Origin of the sequence: Pseudomonas sp. IT-93MI4 (assembly GCF_949767635.1) — a bacterium.
In the GTDB taxonomy this organism is placed as follows: domain Bacteria; phylum Pseudomonadota; class Gammaproteobacteria; order Pseudomonadales; family Pseudomonadaceae; genus Aquipseudomonas; species Aquipseudomonas putida_A.
Genome location: NZ_CATKPP010000001.1, coordinates 1 through 20058, shown reverse-complemented (window position 1 = coordinate 20058; position 20058 = coordinate 1). Strand labels below are relative to the sequence as shown.

Below are 20058 nucleotides of genomic sequence, written 5' to 3'. Positions count from 1 at the left end.
GGTGCTCCTTATCCGCAAACGCGGGTCAACCGACCCGCGCTCGCACTACGTGATTTAAACGGCAACCGCCGACTCTTCGAGGAAGTCCTGGGCAAAGCGCTGCAACACGCCGCCGGCCTCGTAGATCGACACTTCTTCAGCGGTATCCAGACGGCAGGTCACCGGCACCTCAACACGCTCGCCGGACTTGCGATGGATCACCAGCGTCAGGTCGGCGCGCGGGGTGCGGGCGCCGATCACGTCGTAGGTTTCGCTGCCGTCGATGGCCAAGGTGTGGCGGTCGGTGCCCGGTTTGAACTCCAGCGGCAACACGCCCATGCCCACCAGGTTGGTGCGGTGGATGCGCTCGAAACCTTCGGCGACGATCGCCTCGACACCTGCCAGACGCACGCCCTTCGCCGCCCAGTCGCGGGACGAACCCTGACCGTAGTCGGCACCGGCGATGATGATCAGCGGCTGCTTGCGCTCCATGTAGGTTTCGATGGCTTCCCACATGCGCATCACCTGGCCTTCCGGCTCGACCCGCGCCAGCGAGCCCTGTTTGACCTTGCCGTTTTCCTGAACCATTTCGTTGAACAGTTTAGGGTTGGCGAAGGTTGCACGCTGCGCGGTCAAGTGGTCGCCACGGTGCGTGGCGTACGAGTTGAAGTCCTCTTCCGGCAGGCCCATTTTCGCCAGGTATTCGCCGGCGGCGCTGTCGAGCATGATCGCGTTGGAGGGCGACAGGTGATCGGTGGTGATGTTGTCCGGCAGCACTGCCAGCGGGCGCATGCCCTTCAGCGGCCGCGCGCCGGCCAGCGCGCCTTCCCAATACGGCGGACGGCGGATGTAGGTACTCATCTCGCGCCAGTCGTACAGGGGCGTGACTTTCGGGCCGGTGTCTTCGTGGACGGCGAACATCGGAATGTAGACCTGACGGAACTGCTCCGGCTTGACCGACGACTTCACCACGGCGTCGATTTCTTCGTCGCTCGGCCAGATGTCTTTCAGGCGGATTTCCTTGCCGTCGACCACGCCCAGCACATCTTTCTCGATGTCGAAACGGATGGTTCCGGCGATGGCGTACGCGACCACCAGCGGCGGCGACGCGAGGAACGCCTGTTTGGCGTACGGGTGAATGCGGCCGTCGAAGTTGCGGTTGCCGGAGAGCACGGCCGTCGCATACAGATCGCGGTCAATGATCTCTTGTTGAATCACCGGATCGAGTGCGCCGGACATGCCGTTGCAAGTGGTGCAGGCAAACGCGACGACGCCGAAACCGAGTTGCTCCAGCTCCGTGGTCAGCCCCGCCTCATCGAGATACAGCGCCACGGTTTTCGACCCCGGTGCCAGCGAGGATTTGACCCACGGCTTGCGGGTCAGGCCGAGCTTGTTGGCGTTGCGCGCCAGCAGACCGGCGGCGATCACGTTGCGCGGGTTGCTGGTGTTGGTGCAGCTGGTGATGGCAGCGATGATCACCGCGCCGTCGGGCATTTGCCCCGGCACGTCATCCCACTGCCCGGAGATGCCTTTGGCCGCCAGATCCGCTACCGCCACACGGGCGTGCGGATTGCTCGGGCCGGCCATGTTGCGCACCACCGACGACAGATCGAAGGTCAGGCCACGCTCGTATTGCGCGCCTTTCAGGCTGTCGGCCCACAGGCCGTTGAGCCTGGCGTACTGCTCGACGAGCTGCACTTGCTGGTCTTCGCGGCCAGTGAGTTTCAGGTAGTCGATGGTCTGCTGGTCGATGTAAAACATCGCTGCGGTGGCACCGTATTCCGGGGCCATGTTGGAGATGGTCGCGCGGTCGCCGAGGGTCAGCGCGGACGCGCCTTCGCCGAAGAACTCCAGCCAGGCGCCGACGACTTTCTGTTTGCGCAGGTATTCGGTCAGCGCCAGCACCATGTCGGTGGCGGTGATGCCGGGTTGCAGCTTGCCGGTCAGTTCGACGCCGACGCTCTCCGGCAGGCGCATCCACGAGGCGCGGCCGAGCATCACGCTCTCGGCTTCGAGGCCACCGACGCCGATGGCGATCACGCCCAGCGCATCGACGTGCGGGGTGTGGCTGTCGGTGCCGACGCAGGTGTCGGGGAACGCCACGCCGTCGCGCACCTGAATCACCGGGGACATTTTCTCCAGGTTGATCTGGTGCATGATGCCGTTGCCCGGCGGGATCACGTCGACGTTTTTGAAGGCCTTTTTGGTCCAGTTGATGAAGTGGAAACGGTCTTCGTTGCGCCGGTCTTCGATGGCACGGTTCTTCTCGAACGCCTGCTTGTCGAAACCGCCCGCTTCCACCGCCAGCGAGTGGTCGACGATCAGTTGCGTCGGCACCACTGGGTTGACCTGCGCCGGGTCACCGCCCTGCAGGGCGATCGCGTCACGCAGGCCGGCGAGGTCGACCAGTGCGGTCTGGCCGAGAATGTCGTGGCACACCACACGCGCCGGGAACCACGGGAAGTCGAGGTCGCGTTTGCGTTCGATCAGTTGTTTCAGGGAATCGGTGAGCGTGGCCGGATCGCAGCGACGCACGAGGTTTTCCGCCAGCACGCGGGAGGTGTACGGCAAGGTGTCGTAGCTGCCGGGCTGAATCGCTTCGACCGCCGCGCGGACGTCGAAATAATCCAGGGAACTGCCGGGCAGGTTTTTGCGGAATTCTGTGTTCATCGGGTCAGGACTCGGGTCACGGTAGTTTCAAAGGGTGGCTGACACAAACCTGAGTTACACACCATCCACTGTGGGAGCGAGCCTGCTCGCGAAAGCGGTAGATCAGTCGACATCCATGGTGAATGTCAGTCCGTCTTCGCGAGCAGGCTCGCTCCCACAGGGTCTAGCGGTGTTCTCTGGTTCCGGGTCAGCCCACCATTCAGCGACGTTCGATTGGCACGAACTTGCGCTGTTCGACGCCGATGTACTCGGCGCTTGGACGGATGATGCGGTTGTTGGCGCGCTGTTCGAACACGTGCGCGGCCCAGCCGGTCAGGCGCGAGCAAACGAAGATCGGCGTGAACAGCTTGGTCGGGATGCCCATGAAGTGGTACGCCGAGGCATGGTAGAAGTCGGCGTTGGGGAACAGTTTTTTCTGCTCCCACATGGTCTTGTCGATGGCTTCGGAGACCGGGAACAGCACCTTGTCACCGACTTCGTCGGCGAGTTTTTTCGACCAGCCCTTGATCACCTCGTTACGCGGATCGCTGTCCTTATAGATCGCGTGGCCGAAGCCCATGATCTTGTCCTTGCGCTCGAGCATGCCGAGGGTGCCTTTGATCGCCTCTTCCGGCGACGAGAAGCGCTCGATCATTTCCATTGCCGCCTCGTTGGCGCCGCCATGCAGCGGGCCACGCAGCGAACCGATAGCCGCCGTGACGCAGGAATACAGGTCGGACAGGGTCGATGCGCAAACGCGAGCGGTAAACGTCGAGGCGTTGAATTCGTGCTCGGCGTAAAGGATCAGCGACACGTTCATCACTTTGACGTGCAGTTCGCTCGGCTTCTTGTCGTGCAACAAGTGCAGGAAGTGGCCGCCGATAGTCGGCTCGTCGCTAACGCAGTTGATGCGTTTGCCGTCGTGACTGAAGCGATACCAGTAGCACATTATCGCCGGGAATGCGGCGAGCAGACGGTCAGTCTTGTCGCGCTGTTCGGAGAAGTCTTTCTCCGGCTCGAGGTTGCCGAGGAACGAGCAACCGGTGCGCATCACGTCCATCGGGTGGGCGTCGGCGGGGATGCGCTCCAGCACTTCTTTCAGTGCTTGCGGCAGGTCGCGCAGCTTGCTCAGCTTTTGCTGGTAGGCATCGAGTTGTGCACGGGTCGGCAGTTCGCCGTACAGCAGCAGGTAAGCCACTTCTTCGAACTGCGCGTCGGCTGCCAGTTCACGCACGTCGTAGCCGCGATAGGTCAGCCCGGCACCGGCCTGGCCCACGGTGGACAATGCGGTTTGCCCGGCAACCTGGCCCCGGAGCCCGGCGCCACTGAGTACTTTTGCTTCGGCCATTGCTGTCTCCAATCTTCTTGAATTTGTAGGGGAAACGTGTGGGAGCGAGCCTGCTCGCGAAAGCGTCGTGTCAGTCACTTTGTTATTGCCTGACTCACCGCTTTCGCGAGCAGGCTCGCTCCCACAGGGGATCTTGTTCAGCCTTTCTTTTGTGCAAACAACGCATCGAGCTTCTGCTCGAAGGTGTGATAGTCGATACGATCGTAAAGCTCCATGCGCGTCTGCATGGTGTCGATGACATTCTGCTGGGTGCCGTCGCGGCGGATCGCGGTGTAGACATTTTCCGCTGCCTTGTTCATCGCGCGGAACGCCGACAGCGGGTACAGCACCAGCGACACATCGGCGCCAGCCAGTTGCTCGGTGGTGTACAGCGGCGTCGAGCCAAACTCGGTGATGTTGGCGAGGATCGGCGCCTTCACCCGGTTGGCGAACAGCTTGTACATCTCCAGTTCGGTGATGGCTTCCGGGAAGATCATGTCGGCGCCGGCCTCGATGCACGCGGCGGCGCGATCCAGTGCCGACTCCAGACCTTCCACCGCCAGCGCATCGGTGCGCGCCATGATCACGAAGCTGTCATCGGTACGGGCATCGACCGCTGCCTTGATGCGGTCGACCATTTCCTGCTGGGTGACGATTTCCTTGTTCGGACGGTGGCCGCAGCGCTTGGCGCCAACCTGGTCTTCGATGTGAATCGCCGCCGCGCCGAACTTGATCATCGACTTCACGGTGCGCGCCACGTTGAACGCCGAGGCGCCGAAACCGGTGTCGACGTCCACCAGCAGCGGCAAGTCGCAGACGTCGGTAATGCGCCGCACGTCGGTCAGCACATCATCCAGGCCGGTGATGCCCAGGTCCGGCACGCCGAGCGAGCCTGCGGCCACCCCGCCACCGGACAGGTAGATCGCCTTGAAACCGGCGCGCTTGGCCAGCAGCGCGTGGTTGGCGTTGATCGCGCCGACCACCTGCAATGGGTGCTCGCTGGCGACCGCATCGCGGAAACGCTGGCCTGGAGTGTTCTGCTTGGAACTCATGACTCACCTCGTTCAGTGGCTGTCTTATTGTCGGCGCCGTCCTGGTAATGACGGGCGATGTTGCGTTTCGAGGCGCCGATGTGGCGGCGCATCAACAATTCCGCGAGTTCGCCGTCACGGTCGGCGATGGCATCGAGAATCCGGTGGTGTTCGGCGAAGGCCTGACGCGGGCGGTTGGGCGTGGTGGAAAACTGGATGCGGTACATGCGCACCAGTTGATAGAGCTCGCCGCAAAGCATTTGCGTCAGCGTGCGGTTGCCGCTGCCCTGGATGATCCGGTAGTGAAAGTCGAAATCGCCTTCCTGCTGGTAATAGCCGACCCCGGCCTGGAACGCCGCGTCGCGCTCGTGGGTTTCCAGCACCCGGCGCAGTTCGTCGATTTCTTCGACGCTCATGCGTTCGGCCGCCAGCCGACAGGCCATGCCTTCAAGGGATTCGCGGATTTCGTAGAGTTCGAGCAATTCGGCGTGGCTGAGCGACACCACCCGCGCGCCGACATGCGGTACGCGCACCAGCAGACGCTGGCCTTCGAGCCGATGGATGGCCTCGCGCAGCGGCCCGCGACTGATGCCGTAGGTGCGCGCCAGCTCGGGTTCGGAGATCTTGCTGCCTGGGGCGATCTCGCCTTTGACGATGGCCGCCTGGATGCGCCGGAAGACGTTTTCCGAGAGCGTCTCGGAATCGTCGCCGCTGATGACCGGGGGATCGAGTTGATCCAGCATGATTGTCGACACCTTAAAATCCAATGCGGCAAAAACTAGCCAATTAGCCGGCATCAGTCAAAGGATAAATGGATATTGTCGACAATCGTCTAATAGCCCTAGGCAATCTCCCGCTGATCACTTAATCCCTGTGGGAGCGAGCCTGCTCGCGAAAGCGTAGTGTCAGCCAGCATCTGCCTGGATGAAGCACCGCCTTCGCGAGCAGGCTCGCTCCCACAGGATTACCCAAGGGGTATAGACCGGCGCGAGCGCTGGCGCCATAAAACCACCGTGCTAGAATGCCGCCCGCATTTGCTGGCCATTTGTACGGCTTGTCATAAAAAGCTGATAGGCACACGAAGGAGCTTGCGCAGTATTGCCAGGAACCTGAACCGAAAACGGAACGCTGCGCACCAGGATTTATGAGACTCAAGCCCTTCCCCACATTTTTTGCGCTGTTTTGCCTGCCCGGCCTCGCCGCGGCGGGGGAAAAAACCGTGTACGGCCTCAACGAATACGCATCGCTTGACGGCATCAATCTGCAAGTCGCGGCCAAACTCGACACTGGCGCCAAGACCGCCTCACTGAGTGCCCGCGACATCAAACGCTTCAAACGCAACGGCGAGTCCTGGGTGCGTTTCTACCTGGCGATCGACGCGGCGCATTCGCACCCGATCGAGCGGCCGCTGGCCCGGGTCAGCAAGATCAAGCGCCGCGCCGGCGACTACGACCCGGAAGAAGGTAAAAAGTACACCGCGCGCCCGGTGATCCAGCTGGATATCTGCATGGGCACGGCGTTGCGCAGCATCGAAGTGAACCTGACCGACCGAAGTGCGTTCCAATATCCGCTTTTGATCGGCTCCGAAGCCTTGAAACGCTTCGACGCGCTGGTCGACCCCAGTCTTAAATACGCTGCCGGCAAACCTGCCTGCACCATCGCCGCTCATACCGCCGAGTAATTTCCATGCGTTCTCTAACCTTCCACCTGAAAATCCTGATCACCATTCTGGTGCTCCTGGGCGTTTCGGTTACGGCCTATCAGATTTTCGTGCTCGGCATCCCGGTGACCGAAGATGCCACCGACGACTTGTGGAACATCGACGCCAAAGTCGAGTTCGTCGCCAGCACCAAGGACCCGGTGAAGGTCCAGATGTTCGTGCCACCGCTGAGCCGCGATTACGTCAGCCTCAACGAAAGCTTTATCTCCAATAACTACGGCGTGGCAGTCAACCGCGTCGACGGCAACCGCAAGGTCACCTGGTCGGCGCGCCGGGCCAAGGGCAACCAGACCCTTTATTACCGTCTGGTGCTGACCAAGCGCTACACCGCGGAAAAATCCAAGATCAAAGGCCCGACCTTCCGCGACAGCATCGCCATCGAAGGCCCGGAAAAAATCGCCGCCGAAGCCTTGCTCGCGCCGATCCGCCAGCACTCGGCCGACGTCGAAACCTTCATCGGCGAAGCCATCAAACGCGTCAACAACGCCAACGATGACAACGTCAAACTGCTGCTGGCAGGCGACCCGTCGACACCGCACAAGGCGAAGATCGTCGAACTGCTGCTGTCGATCGCTCACGTGCCGGTGGAAAAAGTCCACACCATCCGCCTCGTCGCCGATCAGCCGCAAACCCCGGAACTGTGGCTGCGCAGTTTCAACGGCAACGACTGGCTGTACTTCAACCCGGAAACCGGCGAGCAAGGCCTGCCGACCGACCGCCTGCTGTGGTGGACCGGTGATGAAAACCTGATCACCATCGAGGGCGCGAAGAAAGCCAACGTGACCTTCAGCCTGAACAACAGCGAGATGAACGCGATTCGTCTGGCCAAGCTGACCGACGAAAACACCGACGCCAACTTCCTCGAATACTCGCTGTACGGCCTGCCGCTGCAGACCCAGCAGACGTTCATGATCATGGTGATGATCCCGATCGGCGTGCTGGTGATCCTGATCCTGCGCAACCTGATCGGCCTGCAGACCCTTGGTACCTTTACCCCGGTACTGATCGCCCTGGCCTTCCGCGAAACGCAACTGGGCTTCGGCATCCTGCTGTTTACCGTGATCACCGCGCTGGGCCTGTCATTACGTTCGTATCTGGAACATTTGAAGCTGCAGATGCTGCCGCGCCTGTCGGTGGTGTTGACCTTCGTGGTTGTGCTGATTGCCGCCATCAGCCTGTTCAGCCACAAGCTTGGTCTGGAGCGTGGTCTGTCGGTGGCGCTGTTCCCGATGGTGATTCTGACCATGACCATCGAACGCCTGTCGATCACCTGGGAAGAACGCGGCGCCAGCCATGCCATGAAAGTGGCGATCGGCACCCTGTTCGCCGCCTCGCTGGCACACCTGATCATGACCGTGCCGGAGCTGGTGTACTTCGTGTTCACCTTCCCGGCGATCCTGCTGATTCTGGTCGGCTTCATGCTGGCGATGGGTCGCTATCGCGGCTACCGCCTGACCGAACTGGTGCGCTTCAAGGCTTTCCTGAAAAAGGCTGACGCCTGATGTTCGGTTTCTGGAAGACCTGGAAGGCGCTGGAGGCGCGGGGCATCATGGGCATCAATCGGCGTAACGCCGACTACGTGCTCAAGTACAACAAGCGCAGCCTGTACCCGATCGTCGATGACAAGATCATCACCAAGGAGCGCGCGATCGAGGCCGGCATTCATGTGCCGGAACTGTACGGCGTGATCTCCACGGAGAAGGAAATCGACAAGCTCGACGAGATCATCGGCGGGCGCAACGACTTCGTGATCAAGCCAGCCCAGGGCGCTGGCGGTGACGGCATCATCGTCATCGCCGACCGCTTCGAGGGCCGCTATCGCACGGTCTCGGGCAAGATCCTTGCCCATGAAGAACTCGAACATCACATCTCGAGCATTCTTACCGGCCTGTATTCGCTGGGCGGCCACCGCGACCGCGCGCTGATCGAATACCGGGTGACCCCGGACCAGATCTTCAAGAGCATCAGCTACGAAGGCGTGCCGGACATCCGCATCATCGTGCTGATGGGCTATCCGGTGATGGCCATGCTGCGTTTGCCGACCCGTCAGTCCGGCGGCAAGGCCAACCTGCACCAGGGCGCCATCGGCGTCGGTGTCGACCTCGCCACCGGCCTGACCCTGCGCGGTACCTGGCTGAACAACATCATCACCAAACACCCCGACACCACCAACGCGGTGGACGGCGTGCAACTGCCCTACTGGGACGGTTTCATGAAGCTCGCCGCCGGCTGCTACGAGCTGTGCGGCCTGGGTTACATCGGTGTGGACATGGTGCTCGACCAGGAGAAAGGCCCGCTGATTCTCGAGCTGAACGCGCGGCCGGGGCTGAATATCCAGATTGCCAACGATTGCGGGCTGACCCTGCGTACGCATGCGGTCGAGGCGCATCTGGAAGAGCTGAAGGCACGCGGGGTGACGGAGTCGGTCGAGGAACGGGTGGCGTTTACTCAGGAGATGTTTGGGCATATTCCGGCGGTCGAGGGCTGATCCAGCACTGAGGCGCGGCTATCGCGAGCAGGCTCACTCCTACAGGGGAACGCATTCCAAATTGTAGGAGTGAGCCTGCTCGCGATAGCGGACTTACCGCCACTACAAGACTCAACCCTGCCCCCAATCTGCTCATCCCCGACATCCCCTCTAGGAGCAACTCCCGCAGAGGACTACAATCCCCACCCCGCCTCGATGGCTGATCTGCCCCGCCCATGTTGACCTGTTCCGTACACCCGCTGCCCTACCGCGCCAACCCCGCCGATTACTTCGCGGCCATCCGCCATGCGCCCGGCGCCGTGCTGCTCGACAGCGGTCGGCCGAGTGCTGACCGTGGCCGTTATGACCTGCTCAGCGCCTGGCCGCTGGAACAACTGGCGGTGTTGCCCGACGAAAGCGGCAGCGTTTTCCTGCAACGCCTGCGCAATAACCTGACCCGCCTGGGCGAAGCGCAGCTGCCTGGCGAATATGACCTGCCCTTCGCTGGCGGCCTGATCGGCTATCTGAGCTACGACTTCGGCCGACATCTCGAGAATCTGCCGAGCCAGGCCAAGGACGATCTGCAATTGCCCGACGCGCGGTTCGGTCTGTACGACTGGGCGCTGATCAGTGATCACCAGACCGCCACCAGTCAATTGGTGTTTCACCCGTCGCTGGCCGACAGCGAGCGGCAACGGCTGATCACGCTATTCAGCCAACCGACCTCGGCGCCGCTGACCCCATTCAAGCTGGACACGCCGATGACCGCCGATCTGTCGGCCGATGACTATCGCCAGGCGCTGGAACGCATTCATCAATACATCCAGGCCGGCGACTGCTATCAGGTCAACTTCGCCCAGCGTTTCCGCGCGACCTGTCAGGGCGATCCGTGGCTGGCCTATTGCGCGTTGCGCGAGGCCTGCCCGACGCCGTTTTCCGGTTTCCAGAGCCTGCCCGACGGTGACGCGGTGCTGAGCCTGTCGCCGGAGCGCTTCGTAAAAGTCAGCCAGCGTCAGGTGGAAACCCGCCCGATCAAAGGCACCCGCCCTCGCGGCCTGACGCCTGCCGAAGACGCCGCCAACGCCGCCGAACTGCTGGCCAGCCCCAAGGATCGCGCAGAAAACCTGATGATCGTCGACCTGCTGCGCAACGACCTCGGCCGCACCTGCCGGATTGGTTCGGTGCGGGTGCCGGAGCTGTTCAGCCTGGAAAGCTATCCCAACGTGCATCACCTGGTCAGCAGCGTGACCGGCGAACTGGCCGAGGATCGCGATGCGCTGGATCTGATTGCCGGCAGTTTCCCCGGCGGCTCGATCACCGGCGCACCGAAGATCCGTGCGATGCAGATCATCGATGAACTGGAACCGACCCGGCGCGGTTTGTATTGCGGTTCGTTACTGTACCTGGACGTACGCGGCGAGATGGACAGCTCCATCGCGATTCGCAGTCTGTTGGTCAAGGATGGGCAAGTGTGTTGCTGGGGTGGCGGCGGGATCGTGGCCGATTCGGACTGGCAGGCGGAGTATCAGGAGTCGATTACCAAGGTCAGAATCCTCCTCGAAACCCTGCAAAACCTTTAAAAGCTTAAAAGCTTGAAAGCTTGAAAGCTTCGCGAGCAGGTTCGCTCCCACATTAGGAATGCATTTCCCTGTGGGAGCGAGCCTGCTCGCGAAAGCGTCCTTCCAGACGACTACAAACTCAACGCTCTGTTAGAGGCTTTGAGGAATTCCTGCTTCAACTCGACAAACGTATGCACCGCCGGAAACTGCGGGAACTCGCGAATCACGTTGTCCGGCGCATGGAACAGAATCCCCGCATCCGCCTCACCCAGCATGCTCGTGTCGTTATACGAATCCCCCGCCGCAATCACCCGGTAGTACAGGCTCTTGAACGCCAGCACCGACTGACGCTTGGGATCTTTCTGACGCAATTGATAGCCGGTCACCCGCCCGCTGTCGTCCGTGATCAGGCGGTGGCAGAGCAAGGTCGGAAAGCCCAGTTGCCGCATCAGCGGCTGGGAAAATTCGTAGAAGGTGTCCGAGAGAATCACCACCTGAAAGCGCTCGCGCAGCCAGTCGACGAACTCCACCGCGCCGTCCAGCGGCTTGAGGGTGGCGATTACTTCCTGGATGTCCGAGAGCTTCAGGCCGTGCTCGTCGAGGATGCGCAGACGCTGCTTCATCAGCATGTCGTAATCGGAAATGTCCCGGGTGGTGGCCTTGAGGGATTCGATTCCGGTTTTTTCGGCGAAGGCGATCCAGATTTCCGGCACCAGTACCCCTTCAAGATCCAGGCAAGCAATTTCCACAAGACACTCCCGTTTGTAGTGATTATTGAGTCGAGCGAGCCCGAACTCTAGCGACTCCCCCGCGACCGCGCAACGCAGCGGGCGCCCCCTATCCCGCCGCTTTTTGTTACCATCGCCGCCATATAGAGCGCCCAGCGCCACCGACCTGTAGGAAGCCGCCCTGATGAGCCCAACGTTCGATGTCGTGGAACTCGCCACGACCTATGCCAACAAATCCGCCCAGGACATCCTGAAACTCGCGTTCGCCGAGTTCGGTGACGAGCTGTGGATATCTTTCAGTGGTGCCGAGGATGTGGTGCTGGTGGACATGGCCTGGAAGCTGAACAAGAACGTCAAGGTGTTCAGCCTCGACACCGGCCGCCTGCACCCGGAAACCTATCGCTTCATCGATCAGGTGCGCGAGCACTACAAGATCGATATCGAACTGGTGTCGCCGGACTACACGAAGCTGGAACCGTTCGTGAAGGAAAAAGGCCTGTTCAGTTTCTACAAGGACGGCCATGGCGAATGCTGCGGCATCCGCAAGATCGAACCGCTGCGCCGCAAACTGTCCGGCGTCAAAGCCTGGGCCACCGGCCAGCGCCGCGACCAGAGCCCGGGCACCCGCAGCGCCGTGGCGGTGCTGGAGATCGACACCGCCTTCTCCACGCCCGAACGCACCCTGTACAAGTTCAACCCGCTGGCACAGATGACCAGCGAAGAGATCTGGGGTTACATCCGCATGCTCGAACTGCCGTACAACAGCCTGCATGAACGCGGCTTCATCAGCATCGGCTGCGAACCGTGCACCCGCCCGGTGCTGCCGAACCAGCACGAGCGCGAAGGCCGCTGGTGGTGGGAAGAAGCGACGCAGAAAGAGTGCGGGCTGCATGCGGGGAATATCATCAGCAAGGCCTGATTTCCAATTCCAGTGACATCCTCTGTGGGAGCGAGCCTGCTCGCGAATGCGTAGTCTCAGTCGACATCTTCGTTGACTGATCCAACGCATTCGCGAGCAGGCTCGCTCCCACATTTTTCAATTGCGCCACCTTAAAAATGTGTACACACGAATGTCACCATCGGTGCCATTTATGTGTGCAATTTTTGCTTTCACGCCCTGAAAAGTTACATCCCTGCTGAATTCTCCTGCGCTCCGCCACTTTCGCAAAATCCCTCGCAAAAAATAAATACCTGTTCAATCGGTCAATTTATAACCAATTATTTTCAAACACTTAGCGCTCATCGATAACTTTTCGAAATGAGCACAGCGCTGCATAGATCGCTGACTGGCACAGATCTGGCTTTGGTGCATACATGTTTTGTATACAAAACTGCAAAACATCAATCCACACTTTCGATCCGCAAGCCTGAAGCGCCCTATCCCGTACAGGCTGCAGATGCCCCGTAACCAGTGATGTCTGCTGGCCGCGACGAAGATTTGTCGAGCCCTGAGCTCATGCACAGTCATCGCGGCCCCGCCCATCAGGAGCCTGCCGGAATGCGTACAAGTCTCTCCAACAACATCGCGCTGAATCTGCCCGCCTCTGCCCTCGACCAGCCATTGCCCAACGCGGGTCTGGCCGAACCGTTACAACTGAGCCCACGCCTGCACAACAGCGACCTGGCACCGACCCGGGCCGAAGGTCGGCGCTGGGGCAAATACAGCATCTTCGCCCTGTGGACCAACGATGTGCACAACATCGCCAATTACTCGTTCGCCATCGGGCTGTATGCGTTGGGCCTGGGGGGCTGGCAGATTCTGCTGTCGCTGGGGATCGGCGCGGCGCTGGTGTACTTCTTCATGAACCTGTCCGGCTACATGGGGCAGAAAACCGGGGTGCCGTTTCCGGTGATCAGCCGGATCAGTTTCGGCATCCACGGCGCACAGATTCCGGCGTTGATTCGCGCGGTGATCGCCATCGCCTGGTTCGGCATTCAGACGTATCTGGCGTCGGTGGTATTTCGTGTGCTGCTGACGGCGATTCATCCTGGCTTCGCCGATTACGACCACAACTCGATCCTCGGCCTATCGACGCTGGGCTGGGTGTGTTTCGTGGCGATCTGGTTCGTGCAACTGGCGATTCTCGCCTACGGCATGGAAATGGTTCGCCGTTACGAAGCGTTTGCCGGCCCGGTGATTCTGCTGACCGTCGCCGCCCTCGCCGCGTGGATGTACACCCAGGCCAACGCCACGATTGCCTGGTCGATCCGCGAACCGCTGAGCGGTGGCGAAATGTGGCGCAACATCTTTGCCGGCGGCGCCTTGTGGCTGGCGATCTACGGCACGCTGATCCTGAATTTCTGCGACTTCGCCCGTTCTTCGCCGTGCCGCAAGACCATCAAGGTCGGCAATTTCTGGGGCCTGCCGGTGAACATTCTGGTGTTCGCCGCTATCACCGTCCTGCTCTGCGGTGCGCAATTTCAGATCAACGGACGGATCATCGAAAGCCCGACCGAAATCATCGCCTCGATTCCCAATACGTTCTTTCTGGTGCTCGGTTGCCTGGCGTTCCTAATCGTCACCGTGGCGGTGAACATCATGGCCAACTTCGTCGCCCCGGCCTTCGTCCTCAGCAACCTGGCGCCGAAGTACCTGACCTTCCGCCGCGCCGGGCTGATCAGCGCGACCATCGCCGTGCTGATCCTGCCGTGGAACCTCTACAACAGCCCGCTGGTGATCGTGTACTTCCTCTCCGGCCTCGGCGCCCTGCTCGGCCCGCTGTACGGGGTGATCATGGTCGACTACTGGCTGATCCGCAGAGGCCGGATCAACGTCCCGCAGTTGTACAGCGAAGACCCCAACGGCGCCTATTACTACAGCCGTGGAGTGAATTTCCGCGCGGTGGCGGCGTTCATTCCGGCAGCGTTGATCGCCATCGTCCTGGCGCTGGTGCCGGGCTTCCACAGCATCTCGCCGTTCTCCTGGCTGGTGGGCGCCGGCATTGCCGCGATGCTCTACCTGATCATCGCCAAACGTCAGCCGCACTACGCCGACATCAGCGGCGAATCGATCGCCGTCGACAACGTCAGCCATTAACTTCCTCGCGGCCCGGATTTGGGCCGCTGAACTGCCCGCAATAAGGACTTCCCATGCGTATTCTTGTGGTCAACGTCAACACCACCGAATCCATCACCCAGGCCATCGCCCGCTCGGCGCAGGCCGTCGCGTCTCCCGGTACGGAGATCGTCGGCCTGACACCGTTCTTCGGCGCCGACTCGGTGGAAGGCAATTTCGAAAGTTACCTGGCGGCCATCGCCGTGATGGACCGGGTGATGTCCTACGATGAACCGTTCGACGCGGTGATTCAGGCCGGTTACGGCGAGCATGGTCGCGAAGGTTTGCAGGAACTGCTCAACGTGCCGGTGGTGGACATCACCGACGCCGCCGCCAGTACCGCGATGTTTCTCGGTCACGCCTATTCGGTGGTGACCACGCTGGATCGCACCGTGCCGCTGATCGAGGACCGGCTGAAACTCTCGGGCCTGTGGGATCGCTGTGCATCGGTGCGGGCCAGCGGCCTGGCGGTGCTGGAGCTGGAACACGAACCACAGCGCGCGCTGGAAGCCATCGTGCAACAAGCTGAACTGGCGGTGACTCAGGACAAGGCCGAGGTGATTTGCCTGGGTTGCGGCGGCATGGCCGGACTGGATGAGCAGATCCGCCGCCGCACCGGCGTGCCGGTGGTGGATGGCGTGACGGCGGCGGTGACCATCGCCGAATCGCTGGTGCGGCTGGGGTTGTCGACGTCCAAAGTGCGGACTTACGCGACGCCACGGCCAAAGCAGATCATTGGCTGGGCGGAGCGGTTTGCCCGGTAGACCGGGTTATCGCTCTTCGCGAGCAGGCTCGCTCCTACAGTGATCGGTGTTGCCCACAGATTTCGGGCACAACACTGTTCCTGTAGGAGTGAGCCTGCTCGCGATGGCCGCAACTCGGTCAAAAGCCAAACTCAGACAGCACTGAACCGCCGAGCCAACCCCCGCTCGGCAAACTGCTCAATCACAAAATCGACAAACGCCCGAGTCTTGCCCGGCAACAATTTATGCTCGGCATAGTAGATCGAAATGTTGCCGTCATCGATGTACCAGTCCGGCAGCACGCGTTGCAATGTGCCCGCCTCGAGATAACCCACGGCAAACGGCATGCTGACCAGCGCGATGCCCAGCCCTTGTGCTGCCGTAGCGCAGGCGGCTTCGGAGTCGCTCATGGTCATTCGCGTCTTGAGGGTCAAGGGCTGACAGAGCTGACTGCGGCCACTGATCAACTGCCAGGAGCGCACTCGACCGGTCTGCGGCGAACGAATCAGGATGCCATCGTGACGTTGCAGGTCATCAGGTTCGGCAATCGCTTCGTGCTTTTGCAGATAGTCAGCAGACGCCACCAACACGCGATGTGCGGGTGTCAACTTGCGTGCGACCACGCCTTGGGGCAATTCAAAGCCCCCGCCAATCGCCGCATCGAAACCCTGCCCTATCAAATCGACCTGACGGTTATCAAAATGCCAGTCAGGGTTGATCGCCGGAAACCGACGTAAAAACTCTTTCAGCAATGGCACGATGTACAAACGTCCGAATACCGTGCCCATGCTGACTTTCAACGTCCCCGCCGGCAGCCCCTCCACACTCGCCAGATTGGCCACCGCATTCTGAATCGTCGTCAGACTGCCACTGACCTGACTCAAAAACAGCTGGCCGGCCTCGGTCAGGGTCAGGCTGCGTGTACTACGCTGGAACAGCCGTACACCGAGCCGCACCTCGAGCTTCGCCACACTCTTGCCGACGGCGGCCGGGGTCAGGCTCAAGCGCCGGGCGGCCTCGGCAAAGCTGCCGACTTCGGCGCTGCGCACGAAGCATTCGATACTGCTGAAAGTTTCCATGATCGCCACTATAAACTTCTGGTTTACACAGACTATAGCAATCATGGTCTACACGGTTGTCGATGCGAGGCCGATACTCGGCTCCAACAACAAGGCACCCCGCCTTGAATTTTCTGGAGATCGAACATGACCACTCAACACCTCAGCGGCAAAGTCGCTCTGATTCAAGGCGGTTCTCGTGGTATCGGCGCCGCCATCGTCAAACGCCTGGCCGCCGAAGGCGCCGCTGTCGCATTCACCTACGTCAGCTCCACCGCCAAGGCCGAAGAGTTGCAGAACAGCATCACCGCCAGCGGCGGCAAAGCCTTGGCGATCAAGGCCGACAGCGCCGATGAAGCCGCAATCCGCAATGCTGTCAGCGCCACCGTCGAAGCCTTTGGCCGCCTGGATATTCTGGTGAACAACGCCGGCGTCCTGGCCATCGCGCCGCTGGAAGACTTCAAACTGGAAGACTTCGACCAGACCCTGGCGATCAACGTACGCAGCGTGTTCATCGCGTCTCAGGAAGCCGCTAAACACATGGGCGAAGGCTCGCGCATCGTCAACATCGGCAGCACCAACGCCGACCGCATGCCCTTTGGCGGTGGCGGGGTGTACGCGATGAGCAAATCGGCGCTGGTCGGCCTGACCAAAGGCCTGGCCCGTGATCTCGGCCCGCGCGGCATCACCATCAACAACGTGCAACCCGGCCCGGTCGACACTGACATGAACCCGGCCCATGGCGATTTCGCCGAGAGCCTGATCCCGCTGATGGCGGTGGGCCGTTACGGCACTGCTGATGAAATCGCCGGTTTCGTCGCTTATCTGGTCGGCCCGGAAGCCGGTTACATCACCGGTGCCAGCCTGACCATCGACGGTGGTTTTGGCGCCTGATTGCGCTGAATCCCGGATACAAAAAACGCCGCACCTCTTTGCAGAGGGCGGCGTTTTTTTATCGGCGCTTATCGGCAGATCAAGCCCACTCCAGCGCCGGCAAACCGCAGGCACTCGGGGTGAACGCCTTGAGCGTGCGCAGAATCCCGTCGGCATGCGCGTATTTTTCATCGGCCATGGCCGCGTCGGGAATCGCAATGGCAGTCATTCCCGCCGCTTTCGCGGCGGTGACGCCAAACGGCGAATCCTCGAACACCAGACAGTCTTCAGGCGCTACACCCAGACGCCGGGCGGCGGTGAGAAAGATGTCCGGCGCCGGTTTTGCTGCGCCAACTTCGGGGTCGTCGGCGGTGACGATGAAATCGAACAGGGCAAACCAGTCGCGGTGCAAGGTGGTTTTCTGGCCGAACGACTGCCGCGACGAACTGGTGCCCACGGCGATCGGAATGTTGTGCGCCTTGAGGTGGCGAATCAGCTCCTCCGCGCCGGGCATCGCCTGGGCCTTGGGAAAGCGTTCACGCATCAGCGGCTCGCGGATCAGCAGAAACTCTTCGGCGCTGATCGGCAGATCCAGCGCCTGCACCACGTAGTTCGCCAGGTCATTGGCGCCACGACCGATGATGTTCTGTTTAACACTCCAGTCGAAGGTCCGCCCGTAACGCTCGGCAATGAGCGAGGTGACCTCGGTGTAGATACCTTCGGTGTCCAGCAGCAAACCGTCCATGTCGAAAATCACGGCCTTGATCGGGCCAAACGTCTTCATCGGTGCATTCATCATCGGATCCGTTATCAAAAACATCCCGGGCGGCCCAGCCGGCGCCGCTACGCGGATCTGATTAATGGGTTCAGCAGCATAGCGAGGCCAGCGGACATTGAGCAACGGGCAATGTTTACGGGCGGTGGAAAGACTCGCTGATATTTAGCGAAATGCCCTACAGATAACGCCTACTTTCCCGACTTCTTTCCATGTTGATCCCCCGCAAAGTCCGCGCACCTCTTTCATGTGCGCGAGTGCTTGCGAATGTTCCAAACCGATCGGCTCCTGGCCCTGAACAACAGCATCGGCCTGCTGGTGGTTGCCGCCCTGAACCCGCAACACCCGGACTTCGAAACGCTGATCCGCGAGTTCCGCCTGTGCCTGAACGACTACGAGGCCTGGGCCGAGCAGTTCTGGACGGGAACCGCGCTGGATATCGAGCAGGTGTTCAAGGTCGGCGACGACGTGCACCTCAGCGCTCCGGTCAAATCCCGCCAGCCGATCCAGACCTCGGTGGTCATGTGCCCCGCCAGCGGCCCGTTGACTCTGGTGCACCTGTTCGAGGCAGTGCGCTTCGTACCGATCGGCAATACCCCGGTGATGCTGGAACCGGTGATCGGCGAAGTCGACGGGGTATTGAGTTTCGGTGAACCGCTGCGCCATACCATCGGCCCGAGCGGCATTCTGGAAGTGCGCGACTGCGACCGGGGCCAGCGTTATCGCATCACCTTCTTTCCTGATGTTTCCAGCGCCCATATCCAAGCGCTGTACGCCTCCTATGAAGAGATTCTGGACGGGCTGGAGGTCTGGCTTCGTCAGGAGTGGGACGGGTTTCAGCCGCTATGGGCGGAGTTTTCCGGCGCCGGTTTGGCTGATCGTTACCAGCAGTTGCAACAGGCCGACTGGCGCGGTTTCGAGAAAGCCCTGCACGACATCTGGGATGACGTTAAACAGCTGTTTGCCCTGCTCGCCGACCTGCAGGCCAACAGTGAAAAACTCCTGCAGTACTTGAGCGATGTCGAGTTGCAAGCGCTGCTCGACGCCTCCGGCGAGGCCATCGCCAATGGCTTGCTGATCCTCAGTGACGAGCCGTTGCTGTTTATCCATCTGGCAGCCTTCACCAGTTGGTTGAAGATGCTGCCGCCGCAGTACCTGGCGGAAGTGGTGGCCGAAGTCCGGGTCGAGTTGTTGATCAGCTTTTTGCTGATGCGCGTTTGCGGCGGCGTTGGCGTGCCCGTGCGACTGAGCAGCAAGGTGCTGAGCAAGATCAAGTCGCCCCGGGCGCGGCAATGGCTGGCAGCGTCGGCGTTGCGCCTGGGCGAGCTGACTTCCCCTGCAGATCTGAACAAGCATGCGGGTGCGCTGAAGCCGTTGATGGTCAATGCACGCAATGTGTCTTTGAAGCCGACACCAGCGATCCCTCTGAACATTCGCCAGGCCGACTCGGTCGTGCTGAGTGTGCCGAATCCGGCGCCGATGGCGCGGGAAAAGTCGCGGAACACCACCCGGATGGAGCGTCACGACCCCCGCGACGATGCTTCGAACCAGGCTAAAAACCCCAACGGCGACAGCGCCGATTGCGCACCGCTGACCTGCACCAACGGCTGTCCGGTGTCGATGGTTACCGGCGAGGAATTGCTGACCCTGACCGACGGCACGCTCGATGGCCTGCTGCCGTTCGAGTTCACCCGGTTGTACCGCACCAGCGCGGTGGAGATCGATGTCGGGCTGGGGTTTGGCTGGAGTCACTCGCTGGCGCATCGGCTGGAGTTCGATGGCGAGGCGGTGATCTGGGTCGATCACGAGAACCGCCGCACGCGGTTTCCGTTGCCCAGTGTGGAGCGGCCGGCGATTCACAACAGTCTGTCGCGGGCGGCGATTTTTCTCGGCGATGAGCCGGAGGAACTGATCCTCGCGCTGGCCGGGGATGCGGCGCGGTTTTATCACTTTCGTGCCGGGCGGCTGGTGGCGGTCAGTGATGCGTATGGCAATCGGCTGAGCGTTTCTCGCGATCAGCAGCAGCGGATTGTCCGGCTCGACAATGGCGCGGGCCGCTCGCTGTTGTTGCGCTATGACCGGGCGCATCTGGTC

General features: G+C 61.2%; 16 protein-coding genes. 9 read left to right on the top strand and 7 right to left on the bottom strand.

Annotation, left to right across the window (positions count from 1 at the left end):
* Positions 1-54 precede the first annotated feature (54 nt).
* The 4 genes from acnD to ACM6I7_RS00065 all read right to left on the bottom strand — a co-directional run bounded on the left by acnD (position 55) and on the right by ACM6I7_RS00065 (position 5726).
* Complete coding sequence (gene acnD / locus ACM6I7_RS00080; RefSeq protein WP_183782168.1) at positions 55-2649, bottom strand: Fe/S-dependent 2-methylisocitrate dehydratase AcnD; 2595 nt, start codon at positions 2647-2649, stop codon at positions 55-57.
* Between the two features lie 199 nt (positions 2650-2848).
* Positions 2849-3976, bottom strand: coding sequence for a 2-methylcitrate synthase (gene prpC / locus ACM6I7_RS00075; RefSeq protein ID WP_027613297.1), 1128 nt, complete (start codon positions 3974-3976; stop codon positions 2849-2851).
* A 137-nt stretch (positions 3977-4113) separates the two neighbouring features.
* Positions 4114-5007, bottom strand: coding sequence for a methylisocitrate lyase (gene prpB, locus ACM6I7_RS00070; RefSeq protein WP_003223269.1), 894 nt, complete (start codon positions 5005-5007; stop codon positions 4114-4116).
* Positions 5004-5726, bottom strand: a complete 723-nt coding sequence (locus tag ACM6I7_RS00065; protein WP_169432611.1) for a GntR family transcriptional regulator — start codon at positions 5724-5726, stop codon at positions 5004-5006. The genes prpB and ACM6I7_RS00065 overlap by 4 nt, the downstream gene beginning before the upstream one ends.
* A 404-nt stretch (positions 5727-6130) precedes the next feature.
* On the opposite strand from ACM6I7_RS00065, the gene ACM6I7_RS00060 reads away from it, so the two are divergent.
* The 4 genes from ACM6I7_RS00060 to pabB all read left to right on the top strand — a co-directional run bounded on the left by ACM6I7_RS00060 (position 6131) and on the right by pabB (position 10753).
* Positions 6131-6667, top strand: coding sequence for an ATP-dependent zinc protease (locus ACM6I7_RS00060; RefSeq protein WP_414887722.1), 537 nt, complete (start codon positions 6131-6133; stop codon positions 6665-6667).
* A 5-nt stretch (positions 6668-6672) separates the two neighbouring features.
* The gene (locus ACM6I7_RS00055) at positions 6673-8208 is read left to right on the top strand and encodes an inactive transglutaminase family protein (protein ID WP_007960894.1); all 1536 of its coding nucleotides are present in this window, start codon (positions 6673-6675) and stop codon (positions 8206-8208) included.
* Complete coding sequence (locus tag ACM6I7_RS00050; RefSeq protein WP_103369338.1) at positions 8208-9194, top strand: alpha-L-glutamate ligase-like protein; 987 nt, start codon at positions 8208-8210, stop codon at positions 9192-9194. The genes ACM6I7_RS00055 and ACM6I7_RS00050 overlap by 1 nt, the downstream gene beginning before the upstream one ends.
* A 215-nt stretch (positions 9195-9409) precedes the next feature.
* The gene (gene pabB / locus ACM6I7_RS00045) at positions 9410-10753 is read left to right on the top strand and encodes an aminodeoxychorismate synthase component I (RefSeq protein WP_103369337.1); all 1344 of its coding nucleotides are present in this window, start codon (positions 9410-9412) and stop codon (positions 10751-10753) included.
* Between the two features lie 110 nt (positions 10754-10863).
* Here pabB and thrH read toward each other — a convergent pair whose 3' ends face one another.
* Positions 10864-11481 (bottom strand): bifunctional phosphoserine phosphatase/homoserine phosphotransferase ThrH, encoded by a 618-nt coding sequence (gene thrH / locus ACM6I7_RS00040; RefSeq protein WP_027613301.1) that lies wholly within the window; start codon positions 11479-11481, stop codon positions 10864-10866.
* A 163-nt stretch (positions 11482-11644) separates the two neighbouring features.
* Here thrH and ACM6I7_RS00035 point away from each other — a divergent pair, with 163 nt between their 5' ends.
* The 3 genes from ACM6I7_RS00035 to ACM6I7_RS00025 all read left to right on the top strand — a co-directional run bounded on the left by ACM6I7_RS00035 (position 11645) and on the right by ACM6I7_RS00025 (position 15279).
* Entirely contained in the window at positions 11645-12379 is a 735-nt protein-coding gene (locus ACM6I7_RS00035) for a phosphoadenylyl-sulfate reductase (RefSeq protein ID WP_003223260.1), read from the top strand.
* Positions 12380-12958: 579 nt separating this feature from the next.
* Positions 12959-14497 (top strand): NCS1 family nucleobase:cation symporter-1, encoded by a 1539-nt coding sequence (locus tag ACM6I7_RS00030; RefSeq protein WP_183782132.1) that lies wholly within the window; start codon positions 12959-12961, stop codon positions 14495-14497.
* A 53-nt stretch (positions 14498-14550) separates the two neighbouring features.
* A complete protein-coding gene (locus tag ACM6I7_RS00025) occupies positions 14551-15279 on the top strand; it encodes an aspartate/glutamate racemase family protein (RefSeq protein WP_414887720.1) in 729 nt (242 codons plus the stop codon).
* A 131-nt stretch (positions 15280-15410) separates the two neighbouring features.
* On the opposite strand, the gene ACM6I7_RS00020 is transcribed toward ACM6I7_RS00025, so the two are convergent.
* The gene (locus ACM6I7_RS00020; protein ID WP_414887719.1) at positions 15411-16337 is read right to left on the bottom strand and encodes a LysR family transcriptional regulator; all 927 of its coding nucleotides are present in this window, start codon (positions 16335-16337) and stop codon (positions 15411-15413) included.
* Positions 16338-16463: 126 nt separating this feature from the next.
* On the opposite strand from ACM6I7_RS00020, the gene ACM6I7_RS00015 reads away from it, so the two are divergent.
* A complete protein-coding gene (locus ACM6I7_RS00015) occupies positions 16464-17210 on the top strand; it encodes a 3-oxoacyl-ACP reductase family protein (RefSeq protein WP_027613305.1) in 747 nt (248 codons plus the stop codon).
* A gap of 79 nt (positions 17211-17289) precedes the next feature.
* Here ACM6I7_RS00015 and ACM6I7_RS00010 read toward each other — a convergent pair whose 3' ends face one another.
* Complete coding sequence (locus ACM6I7_RS00010; protein ID WP_027613306.1) at positions 17290-17985, bottom strand: HAD-IA family hydrolase; 696 nt, start codon at positions 17983-17985, stop codon at positions 17290-17292.
* Between the two features lie 246 nt (positions 17986-18231).
* Between ACM6I7_RS00010 and ACM6I7_RS00005 the strand changes: the two genes are divergently transcribed.
* On the top strand, positions 18232-20058 hold a 1827-nt coding region (locus tag ACM6I7_RS00005; protein WP_414887718.1), incomplete at its 3' end, for a DUF6531 domain-containing protein.

What these genes read in the sequence shown, in the direction of transcription:
- prpC (WP_027613297.1), bottom strand. Translation starts at nt 3,976, where the DNA reads ATGGCCGAAGCAAAAGTACTCAGTGGCGCCGGGCTCCGGGGCCAGGTT.
- ACM6I7_RS00055 (WP_007960894.1), top strand. Translation starts at nt 6,673, where the DNA reads ATGCGTTCTCTAACCTTCCACCTGAAAATCCTGATCACCATTCTGGTG.
- ACM6I7_RS00015 (WP_027613305.1), top strand. Translation starts at nt 16,464, where the DNA reads ATGACCACTCAACACCTCAGCGGCAAAGTCGCTCTGATTCAAGGCGGT.
- ACM6I7_RS00050 (WP_103369338.1), top strand. Translation starts at nt 8,208, where the DNA reads ATGTTCGGTTTCTGGAAGACCTGGAAGGCGCTGGAGGCGCGGGGCATC.
- ACM6I7_RS00025 (WP_414887720.1), top strand. Translation starts at nt 14,551, where the DNA reads ATGCGTATTCTTGTGGTCAACGTCAACACCACCGAATCCATCACCCAG.
- ACM6I7_RS00035 (WP_003223260.1), top strand. Translation starts at nt 11,645, where the DNA reads ATGAGCCCAACGTTCGATGTCGTGGAACTCGCCACGACCTATGCCAAC.
- ACM6I7_RS00060 (WP_414887722.1), top strand. Translation starts at nt 6,131, where the DNA reads ATGAGACTCAAGCCCTTCCCCACATTTTTTGCGCTGTTTTGCCTGCCC.
- ACM6I7_RS00020 (WP_414887719.1), bottom strand. Translation starts at nt 16,337, where the DNA reads ATGGAAACTTTCAGCAGTATCGAATGCTTCGTGCGCAGCGCCGAAGTC.
- acnD (WP_183782168.1), bottom strand. Translation starts at nt 2,649, where the DNA reads ATGAACACAGAATTCCGCAAAAACCTGCCCGGCAGTTCCCTGGATTAT.
- ACM6I7_RS00030 (WP_183782132.1), top strand. Translation starts at nt 12,959, where the DNA reads ATGCGTACAAGTCTCTCCAACAACATCGCGCTGAATCTGCCCGCCTCT.
- prpB (WP_003223269.1), bottom strand. Translation starts at nt 5,007, where the DNA reads ATGAGTTCCAAGCAGAACACTCCAGGCCAGCGTTTCCGCGATGCGGTC.
- pabB (WP_103369337.1), top strand. Translation starts at nt 9,410, where the DNA reads ATGTTGACCTGTTCCGTACACCCGCTGCCCTACCGCGCCAACCCCGCC.
- ACM6I7_RS00010 (WP_027613306.1), bottom strand. Translation starts at nt 17,985, where the DNA reads ATGAATGCACCGATGAAGACGTTTGGCCCGATCAAGGCCGTGATTTTC.